Source organism: Paludibacter sp. 221 (assembly GCF_010501035.1).
In the GTDB taxonomy this organism is placed as follows: Bacteria; Bacteroidota; Bacteroidia; order Bacteroidales; family Paludibacteraceae; genus QVMH01.
Genome location: NZ_QVMH01000079.1, coordinates 1 through 5,788 on the forward strand (window position 1 = coordinate 1; position 5,788 = coordinate 5,788).

The 5,788-nt window shown below is 38.7% G+C and carries 2 protein-coding genes; one reads left to right on the forward strand and one right to left on the reverse strand.

Annotated elements, in window-relative coordinates:
• Nucleotides 1-396: 396 nt before the first annotated feature.
• A complete protein-coding gene (locus tag D0T49_RS12605; RefSeq protein ID WP_163632219.1) occupies nt 397-3,267 on the forward strand; it encodes a M6 family metalloprotease domain-containing protein in 2,871 nt (956 codons plus the stop codon).
• A 272-nt stretch (nt 3,268-3,539) separates the two neighbouring features.
• On the opposite strand, the gene thrS is transcribed toward D0T49_RS12605, so the two are convergent.
• A complete protein-coding gene (gene thrS, locus D0T49_RS12610) occupies nt 3,540-5,483 on the reverse strand; it encodes a threonine--tRNA ligase (protein ID WP_163632222.1) in 1,944 nt (647 codons plus the stop codon).
• Between the last annotated feature and the right edge of the window lie 305 nt (nt 5,484-5,788).

The following is a 5,788-nucleotide window of genomic DNA, read 5'->3' on the forward strand; positions in this document are numbered from 1 at the left end:
CTCTCTCTCTCTCTAACATAATAATGCTATTTACAAACATTTTAACGTTTGCAAAGGCATTTTTTTGAGGGGTTATTTGCTGAGAAAGATTCATATTGTATTAAAAAAAGATAAAAGAACAAGACTTATAGCTTGTAGCTAACTAAATCATTCTTCACTTTTATCCGAAGAATGCAGATGCAAAAGTAAAGGCTTTGGGGTTTTGAGGCAAATATTTAACGAAAGCAACCCTCGCATGCGTAAGACACATTACTACAACTCTCTATTTAAAAAGCCGTTTGAGTTAAAACGGTAAAATAAAGAAACTCCCATTCCACCTTCAAGTAAAAACAACATGTTCTCTCCAAATAAATGTTTTTCAAACAAAAAGCATTATTTTTGTTGTTTTATACACAGATGAAACAACATTATCAGAAACATATATTTTGTACATTCGTTTTGCTGTTGAGCTTTGCGCTTAATAGCGAAGCTGTACCCGCATATCCTTTTCCACAAACTATAACACAACCGGATGGCTCTAAAATCACCATTCAGCTAAAGGGAGATGAGTTTTTCCGTTATCAAACTACCGTTGATGGCTATCTTTTAGCACAAGATGAGGATGGAATTTTCAATTATGCTTATGTAGATGAAAATGGCAATATTATAAACACCAATGTAAAAGCTAGCGAAATAAAGAAGAGAACATCAACTGAGAAGAAGCTACTACAAACCCTGTCCAACAAAATAGATGTGCAGCAGGTGAGCAAAAAAAATAGCCTTTTACGTTCTGTCCCTACAAGAGAAAATACATTTCGGCGCAGTTATCCGCTGCAAGGAAGCCCTAAGGCATTAGTTATATTAGTTGATTTTCAGGATGTAAAATACGTTACACCGAATCCTAAAGAAGCATTCAGACGAATGCTGAACGAAAAAAATTACACCGAAAACAAGAGTACAGGCTCGGCTCGCGACTATTTTTTGGATAGCTCCAATGAAGTATTTAACCCCGAATTTGTAGTAGCAGGCCCTTACCTGCTTCCCCAAAAAATGGAATATTACGGGCGAAACAGTGGTGGAGACGACGTAAACCCGCAACAGATGGTAATAGATGCCTGTAAACTGGCAGACGAAGACGGAGTAGACTTTTCGGAGTTTGACATAGATAATGATGGTTATGTCGACAATATATTTATTTTTTATGCCGGATACAACGAGGCCGAATACGGGCCTAAAAACAGCATCTGGCCTCACCGATGGACGCTTGCAAACCACAACACTAAATTCGACGGAAAAATTATTTACGATTATGCCTGTACGTCGGAGTTACGTTCAAATCAAGGTAACGAAATGTGCGGAATAGGAACTTTTGTACATGAATTTGGGCACGTTTTAGGCTTGCCTGACTATTATGCTACAAGAAATGATGCCAACCACCACACCCTTTCGTCGTGGAATGTAATGGATGTAGGCTCATACCTGAATAATGGAAAAACGCCACCCTCCTACTCTGCTTACGACCGTTTTTACCTAAACTGGCTTGAGCCTACTGAGCTTAAAACCAACAATGAAATATCATTAGAAGCATTAAACACAAGTAATACCGCCTATATTGTAACCGAAAATGGGAATCACAATCTGAACAGGAAAAACCCATACCCAACTGAATTTTTCGTATTGGAAAACAGGCAAAACACAGGATGGGATACATACTTGCCCGGACATGGGCTACTTATTACCCGAATCAATTACAATGCAAACGACTGGCGTAATAATACCGTAAATAACTATCCAAACATAATGGGGGTTGATATCATCGAAGCCGATGGTATAGCAAACAATATTACCCTGTCGGGAGATGTTTTTCCCGGTACATCAAACCGTCAGTCGTACACATTTACGCTACGCTCGGGAACGGAAACAAACAAACTGATATCAGAGATAAAAGAGCAGAATCAAGTAATATCTTTCTTTTTTTCGGACACAAAACCCGAAATTTCAATTGAAGAAGATTTGATACCTTTCTCTACCGAACAAGGCACTCCTTCGCCATCACAAGAAATTGTGGTAAACGGCAAAAGCCTATTTGGAGACATTATAATAAAATTTGAATCGGGCACCCATTTCGAAATGAAGTTACAGTCTGCCGAAAAATGGGGCAAATCGCTTTCATTACTCCCTGTCGATTCTGTAGTTGAGAATACCATCATTCAAATCAGGTACAACCCCGCCGAGCCATCTTTCGACGAAACGCACACGGATAACATTTTGTTCGGCTCTAAACTTTTTGACACACAATCAATTAGCATATTCGGACAATCAACTCGCCCTGTATACGTAGTGCCTCCGGTAACAAGCGAGGCTTCGGACATATCGCCATACAAATTTACAGCCAACTGGCAACCCGTATTCGATGCAAGTGGATATTACCTAACGGTTTTCAGCTTTTCGGATAATGTAGCTTACGAACTTACAGAAGGATTTGATAACGGGCTTACATCTCCTGCCGGATGGACTATTTCGGCTCAGAGATTAGATGAAGAAAACATTGGAAATATAAATCAGGCCATCAAACTATCACAGCCGGGCGAATACATACAAACAGAAAAATATATATTTCCGGTTACAAAACTTTCATTCTATATCTCTTCTACCGACAATAACCGAAATCAAGGGAATATATTGGTAGAAGGATGGAACGAGGATAACTGGACAGAGATTGAAAATATCCTGATAGAAAGCCACCTAAACGAAATAAAGTCTTATACGTTTAAAGAATCGGACCGTTACAAGCAATTTCGTTTCACATACAATATAGCAGGCAAAGCTGCTGTAATAGACGACATTACAGTTGGTTTCGACCAAGCTGTCAATTATGTTCTTCGTAATCAATACGTAACGGACACATCTTATACAATACACAACCTGTTGCCCGAAAATGAATATTTTTATGCAGTACAGGCAAGTGATAAAACGTTATATCCCGACAACTCCGTTAAATATGAAAATATCACTGATTTTTCGGATATAATGAAAATGCAAACCACAACAGCCGATAACGCACCAAAAGAAGAATTACGGGTTTTTATCAACAGGCAGAACAAAACTATCACTTTATACCTTCCGGATAATGAATTAAACGAGGATATATATATATACAACTCATCCGGTAAACTTGTAAAGATTAAAAAGCCTACAGAAAATTATACTACCATAACAGGATTATACTCAGGGCAATTATATGCAATTAAGGTAGGAAAACGTAAAGTGAAGACCCTGTTGTTCTAAAAAAACAATACAAAAAAGCCATTTCATCTATTTTTGAAATGGCTTTTTGTATTATATGGGGTAATGCTGAAAAGCAATTAAGAGGTTGTTTTAATTTTACTCGCAAGATAAATTTTAGTATTTTTTTAGGGAAATTTTGACTTCATTTTACGATTTTAGCGGGCTAAATGAGTAAAATGAGAGGTGAAATTTCACAAAAAAGGACATAATTTATTGTGAAAAAGACACATGTAAAACTATAACTGTTTCTTTGTGAAAAATTTAAACAACCTCTAATACTGTTCCATCATTTTTTGGACCTCATCTGTAATAAGATCGGAAAACTCAGCAACCTTCATGCTTCCCTTATCACCTTCACCCTGACGGCGTACTGATACTTCGCCATTTTCAGCTTCTTTCTCGCCTACTATCAGCATATATGGGATACGCTTCAATTCATTATCGCGGATTTTACGCCCTATTTTTTCGTTACGGTCGTCCACAGTTACGCGGATATCTTTCCCGAATAGCTCTTTTGCTATCTGGTAAGCATAATCATTAAATTTCTCGCTGATAGGCAGGATAACCACTTGGTCTGGAGTCAGCCACAAAGGAAATTTACCTGCCGTATGCTCAATCAATACCGCAACGAAACGCTCCATCGACCCGAAAGGTGCACGGTGAATCATTACCGGACGATGTTTCTGATTATCATCGCCGGTATATTCCAGTTCAAAGCGCTCAGGCAGGTTATAATCCACCTGAATAGTACCCAGTTGCCAACGACGTCCTAAAGCATCTTTAACCATAAAGTCGAGCTTCGGACCATAAAAAGCAGCTTCACCCAATTCTACACGGGCTTTTAAACCTTTTTCTTCGCACGCTTCAACAATCGCCCTTTCAGCTTTTTCCCAGTTTTCGTCCGAGCCTATGTATTTTTCCTTATTCTCAGGGTCGCGCAATGAAATCTGCGCTTCGAAGTTCTCAAAATCCAATGCTTTGAAAATAATGAAAATAATATCCATTACCTTAAGAAACTCTTCCTTCAACTGGTCGGGACGGCAGAAAATATGCGCATCGTCTTGCGTAAAGCTACGTACACGAGTCAAGCCATGCAATTCGCCACTCTGTTCGTAACGATATACAGTACCAAACTCGGCAAAACGAAGCGGAAGGTCTTTGTACGAACGTGGTTTATATTTATATATCTCGCAATGATGCGGACAGTTCATTGGTTTCAACAGGTATTCCTCTCCTTCTTCGGGAGTATGAATTGGCTGAAACGAGTCTTTTCCATATTTGGCATAATGCCCCGAAGTAACATAAAGTTGTTTGTTGCCAATATGTGGAGTTATAACTTGCTCATAATCAAAACGGCGCTGAATCTTTTTCAAAAAATCTTCCAATCGTAAACGTAAAGAAGTACCACGAGGCAACCACATAGGTAAACCTTTACCTACAGTTTCGGAGAACATAAATAGTTCAAGTTCCTTACCTATCCTTCTATGGTCGCGTTTTTTAGCTTCTTCCAGCAATACCAGATAATCGTCCAGCATCTTCTTTTTAGGGAATGTAATACCATAAATACGTGTAAGCATTTTACGGCTTTCATCGCCACGCCAGTATGCCCCTGCTACGCTCAATAGCTTAATAGCTTTAATATGGCTTGTATCGGGTAAGTGCGGCCCACGACATAAATCTGTAAAATTACCTTGCGAATAAAGCGTAATAGTTCCATCTTCCAAGTCGCTTATCAACTCGGTTTTATACTCGTCACCCTTTGCCTCGAACATTTTCAAAGCCTCAGCTTTACTCACATCCTGACGAACAACAGCTTCTTTTCTCAAAACCAGTTCCATCATTTTGGCTTCGATAGCGGGCAAGTCATTTTCTTTTATCTGCACACCATCACCCGGGTCTACATCATAATAAAACCCATTCTCAATAGCAGGACCAATCCCAAATTTCATACCTGGGTAAAGCTCTTGCAGAGCTTCGGCCATTAAGTGAGCTGATGTATGCCAGTAAGCGTGCTTACCTTCTTCATCGTCCCATTTATACAACTTAATAGTCGCATCCTCGCATATCGGGCGGTTTAAATCCCATGTTTCCCCGTTAATACCTACTGCTAATACTTCTTGTGCTAAACGCGGACTGATACTTTCCGCAATCTGAAATCCGGTCGTACCTTTAGCAAATTCACGAACCGAACCGTCTGGAAATGTAATTTTAATCATAATTTGAACCTTACAAATGGTTTTTAATTTTTTTTAGAAATGCAAAGATACGTTTTTTCAACGACATATTATCGTCATCACATATCATACTAAAGGCAACTTCACCAAAATTACATTTTAAGCACCAAATTCATCAGATATTGTTCTTTCGTTTATCGCTCTCAAAGTCCCTCTCTTTGAGAGAGGGATTTAGGGAGAGTTATAGTATTCTCATTTTTATTCTTTTGTCCTCTAGCCGGACAGGCTCTTCCTTTTTCCTATAGCTGAAAAAGATACTGTTGTAAAAAACAATTTTTTCAAATAAA

What these genes read in the sequence shown, in the direction of transcription:
- D0T49_RS12605 (WP_163632219.1), top strand. Translation starts at nt 397, where the DNA reads ATGAAACAACATTATCAGAAACATATATTTTGTACATTCGTTTTGCTG.
- thrS (WP_163632222.1), bottom strand. Translation starts at nt 5,483, where the DNA reads ATGATTAAAATTACATTTCCAGACGGTTCGGTTCGTGAATTTGCTAAA.